Genomic DNA, 1,402 nt, shown 5'->3' with positions numbered 1-1,402 from the left:
GCCTGTTCTTCATGCGTGTGGTGTTTTATCGTTACAGAATATGTTTTGGTTTTTGCCCCGTCTTTATAGCAGCCTGCTTTATAGGGGCAGATTTTGCATTTTTCCACGTCGAATAAGTAGGATTCTACCGTTCCTGTACCGTCTTTAGCATGTTTTTTAGGCCGGGTGCTTGTCTTTTTAAAGCTCATATGTCCAGCCTGACAAACATACATCTGACAATCTTTATTAAATTCAAATATATTGGGATTTATTCGGTTCGATTGTTGATGTGTCACTGTTTTACTCAGCTTAGAAACCAGATTGATGTTATTTTCTTTCGTATATACGATGTTATCTTTTTCGGAATAGGCTGCATCACCAATGATATCTGTAACTTCAATTCCTGCTTGTTCACTTTTTTCTACCAGGGCCTGAAGTTGTTTCCCGTCATGTTTTTCTCCTGATGTAACAACTGCGGCAGTTATGATCCGTTCTTCCGTCATGGCTAGATGAGTTTTATATCCGAAAAAGGCTGTATCCGCTGTTTTATGACCCATTTTGGCATCGGCATCCTTTGACATTAAGGCTAATTGTTCATGGTCATCCTCAACCACTTCTTTTAGCATATTTAGTTTTTCTCTTACAGCAGGGTAACCGGAAATGTGTTCTGCGTTTTCAATGACCGTTATTAGTTTTTGGCAATACGCTAGTTCATCTTCCAGTAAGCCATTATTAACTTTTGCCGGGAATTGCTCTTTCATCTTATCATCTATGGCATAGACGGCTTTGCGTAGCCTCTTAGAACATTCTATTAAATGCTCCCGAGGTGATTTTTGATTGTATCTTGCCTGGGTATGGGTAGAATCTACTATGATGGCTTTGCTTTTTATAATACCTTTTTCCAAAGCGATTCCAACTGTTTTTTGGATCAATAGATCCAGCAGGTTTGTATCTTTGAGCCGTAGCTTTCTGAACTTGGTCAGTGAACTGGGGTCAATGACTTCTTCTTCCGGTGTCATATCAAGAAAATATTTAAATGACATATCGTATTTTGATCGCTCCACCACATCAACATCTGATATGTCGAAAATGCTTTTTAGTAAAAGGTATTTGAACATCCGAACTGGATCTATTGCACCTCGTCCATTATTTTGACAATAGACATTAACCAACTCGTCGTAGATAAAATTAAAATCCACTAATTCGTTCATCTGTCGCAATAAATTATCTTTGGGTATGATCAAATCGTATATGCCCATATAGGGACTTAAGGCCAGGCTTGTTTGTTTCTTTATCATATGATTACCTGCGCTGAAGTTTTTTCTCTATTTAATTGTATCAAAAAAGAGCTGGAATTACTTCTTTCTTCGTAATTCCAGCTCTTTTGCTTTTGAGGTTCAGGTACCACTTTTTCAGTGGCCTC

General features: G+C 38.1%; 1 protein-coding gene. It reads right to left on the bottom strand.

The annotated features are described in order from the left end of the window. The coding region (locus tag A7D23_RS00975; RefSeq protein WP_068882897.1) for an IS1182 family transposase at positions 1–1,277 on the bottom strand (1,277 nt) is incomplete at its 3' end. Positions 1,278–1,402: the final 125 nt, after the last annotated feature.

The sequence above is a fragment of the Dehalobacter sp. TeCB1 genome, from assembly GCF_001707455.1.
Lineage (GTDB): Bacteria > Bacillota > Desulfitobacteriia > Desulfitobacteriales > Syntrophobotulaceae > Dehalobacter > Dehalobacter restrictus.
The sequence above is the reverse complement of the archived record's forward strand: the minus strand, read 5'-3'. Positions and strand labels throughout refer to the sequence as shown.